3 protein-coding genes and 1 pseudogene are annotated in these 3,143 nt (G+C 66.7%); 3 read left to right on the forward strand and 1 reads right to left on the reverse strand.

Features of this window, described 5'->3' with window-relative positions; all coding sequences use genetic code 11:
* The 3 genes from B1964_RS01310 to B1964_RS01320 form a co-directional block, all read left to right on the forward strand.
* Positions 1-868, forward strand: an 868-nt coding sequence (locus B1964_RS01310) for an oxygenase MpaB family protein (protein WP_079928499.1), incomplete at its 5' end; no start/stop codon positions are given.
* Between the two features lie 190 nt (positions 869-1,058).
* On the forward strand, positions 1,059-1,763 hold the full coding sequence (locus B1964_RS01315; RefSeq protein ID WP_006371725.1) for a GntR family transcriptional regulator: 705 nt from the start codon (positions 1,059-1,061) through the stop codon (positions 1,761-1,763).
* 35 nt (positions 1,764-1,798) lie between these two features.
* On the forward strand, positions 1,799-2,857 hold the full coding sequence (locus tag B1964_RS01320; RefSeq protein WP_079928500.1) for an alpha/beta hydrolase: 1,059 nt from the start codon (positions 1,799-1,801) through the stop codon (positions 2,855-2,857).
* A gap of 7 nt (positions 2,858-2,864) precedes the next feature.
* Here B1964_RS01320 and B1964_RS01325 read toward each other — a convergent pair.
* Positions 2,865-3,143 (reverse strand): annotated as a pseudogene (locus B1964_RS01325) (response regulator); the annotation flags it as partial.

Here is a 3,143-nt window from a genome sequence, read left to right on the forward strand (position 1 = left end):
CACCCCCGCCAGAACACGTATCAAGATCACCACCCGCAAACGCCGCGCCACGAGCCTGCGCAAACCCGCCCGCATCCAGGAGGCCATCGACTTCTGGTCCTTCGCCGGCGGTGCGGCCAACGTCGTCATGCAACTCGGCTGGCCCGAGGTCGCCTACGGCGTCATGGAGAGCAAGGTCGAATCGGGCTCGCTCATGCACCACCCGTGGAAACGGGCCCGCACCACCGGCCAGTACCTCGCCGTCGCGATCCTCGGCACCGAAGAGGAGAAGGCGGCCTTCCGGGAGGCCGTCAACTCCGCGCATCGTCATGTCCGCTCCGACGATCAGAGTCCGGTGAAATACAACGCCTTCAACCGGGAACTGCAGATGTGGGTGGCGGCGTGTCTGTTCGTCGGCATCGAGGACATGCACATCCTGCTGCACGGGGTGATGACCGAGGAGGAAGCCGACGAGTTCTACCAATCGGGCAAGACGCTCGGCACCACCCTGCAGGTCCCCGAGGACATGTGGCCGGCCACCCGCAAGGAGTTCGACCACTACTGGAACGTGGCGTGCCAACGGATCGTGATCGACGACACGACGTGTGAGTTCCTCAACGACCTCGTCGATCTGCGGATGATCAACCCACTGATCCGGTTGCCGTTCGTGAATCTGCTGCGCTTTCTGACGATCGGCTCGCTGCCGCCGATCTACCGCGATCAGCTCGGCCTGGAATGGACCGACGACGACCGCAGACGTTTCGAGCACCTGTTCACGTTCGTCTCCGTGGTCAACAAGTTCCTGCCGAAGTCGATCAGATTCGGCGGCAGCCGCATGTTGATGCGTGATCTGCGCAGCCGGATGAAGCACGACAGGCCGATGGTGTGAGTGTGTCCGGTCACCGTCCACGTCTACGTGACAATTGCCCGATCCATCCGCTGGCGAGCGTGCGCACCGTACGGTTGACTGATCGTATATACCCCGCGGCCCTGCGACGGCCGAACGAGCGCCGCCACCGCGCCCGTCCGGCCTCGGTCATCGAGTCGTCGGGACGGGGATGAGGACAGGAGGACAGGCGATGGCTGCTGTGCGGCTGGGTCGTCGACAGCTCACCGACGAGGTCGCCGACCATCTGCGGACGCGCATCATGACCGGCGAGATCCGGCCGGGGGAGTTCATCCGGCTCGACGAGACCGCATCGGCGCTCGGGTGCAGTGTCACACCGGTACGTGAGGCGCTGGTGACGCTGCGCGGGGAGGGATTGGTCCGGTCGTCACCGCATCGCGGCTTCATCGTGGAGAGCCTGGGACGCGGCGACATCGTCGACATCTTCTGGATGCAGGCCGAGTTGTCGGCGCGGCTGGCGACCCACGCCATCGCCGACCCGGACCTCCCGAGAAGCCTCACCGACCTCGCCGAGATCGTCGACGAGTTGGAGAAGGCGGTGACCGCGGGCAACGCCGACCGCGTGCTGGATCGCGAGTTCGCCTTTCATCGTCGGGTGAACCTGATGGCGCACAGCAAGAAGCTGGCGTGGTTCCTGTTCTCCGCCAACAAGTATTCGCCCGATGAGCTGTACGCCCAGGACTCCGAGTGGGGCCGGCAGGCGGTGGCCAGTCATCGTCGTCTCATCGGTTATCTGCGCGACGGTGACGAGAGCGCGATCCGCGAGGAGATCCACGCGCGATTCGCCGATGCCCGCGACCGACTGATCCGCAGTCTCGAGGCCGTCGGATTCTGGGACGAGGACTCCGACGCCGACTCCCGTGAGCACGCCTCATAGAGATCGCCGGCGGCCGGTCGCGTAGATTGCGGCGCATGTCGACACTGGATGGTGCCCTGCTGGTCCTGCGTTTGGCGGGTGGACATCAGGTGGCCCCGGACATCGAGACCCCGCATAGCGTCCTGTACCCGGGCGCACACCGTGAGCTGCGGCGATACGGCACCGACGAGCAGGTCGCCGCCGCCCGCGCCACGGGGCGGCCGCCGGTGTTGCTCGTACCGCCGCTCGCGGTGTCGGCGCGTTGCTACGACCTCGGACCCGGCCAATCGGTGGTCGAACGGTTCCTCGAGATCGGTCGGGTGCCGTATGTGGTGGACTTCGGTGAGGTCGGTCGCGCCGAGCGGGACATGGGGTTCGAGGACTACTTCGACGACATCGTCCCGCAGGCCATCGGCCGGGTCCTCGACGACCACCCGGGCGCCGAGCAGGTGGATCTGGTGGCGTGGAGTATCGGCGGCACGATCAGCTTGTTGACGGCCGCCGCGCACCCGGAACTGCCGATCCGCTCGATCGCCGCCATCGGCACACCCCTGGATTACGACGCGGTGCCTCCGTATCCGCTGGTCAAGAAGGTGATGAAGCCGACCGGCGGCAAGGCCGTCACCGCGGCATTGCGGGCATTCGGCGGCATCCCCGCCCCCCTGGTGCGCATCGCCTACCGCGGGACCGCGTGGCAGCGGGAACTGAAGAAGCCCGGCTACATCATGCGCAACGCCCACGACACCGAGGCGCTGGCACGCATGCAGGTCATCGATCGTTTCCAGAACTCGATGCCCGGATATGCGGGCAAGGTGTCGGAACAGATGTGGGAGAACTTCGTCTACCGCGGCGAACTCGCGTCCGGTGTGGTCGATTTCGGCGGACGCCGCGTGGACCTCACCTCGATCGCAGTTCCGATCGCGCTGTTCGGCAGTCACCGCGACGCCATCGCCAGTTGGCAGGCGGTGCGTCACGGCGTGGAAGTGCTCGCCGATTCCCCGCAGGTGCACTTCACCACCGTCGAGACCAGCCATCTCGGCCTGATCGCCGGTGAGGCGGCCACAAGCCAGACGTGGCCGCGGGTCGCGGAGTTCCACGCCGCGCTCGATGACTGAGCTGCGGTCAGCCGAGCGCTCTGGCCTCCACCCACTGGTGCACCAGCGGGACCACACCGGCACCCTCCCCGGACGCCGATGCGACCCGCTTCATCGACCCCGAACGGATGTCGCCGGCCGCGAACACGCCCGGTGCGCTGGTCGCCAGGTTCGCCGGCGGTAGCCCGTCGCCCCAGCGATCCTTGGGAACATCACGCCCGGTGAGAACGAAACTGCGTGCGTCACGGGCGATGTCGTCGGGGATCCATTCGCAGTGCGGCTCCGCGCCGATGAGCAGGAACAGACC

The sequence above is a fragment of the Gordonia sp. i37 genome (assembly GCF_002043085.1).
Taxonomy (GTDB): domain Bacteria; phylum Actinomycetota; class Actinomycetes; order Mycobacteriales; family Mycobacteriaceae; genus Gordonia; species Gordonia polyisoprenivorans.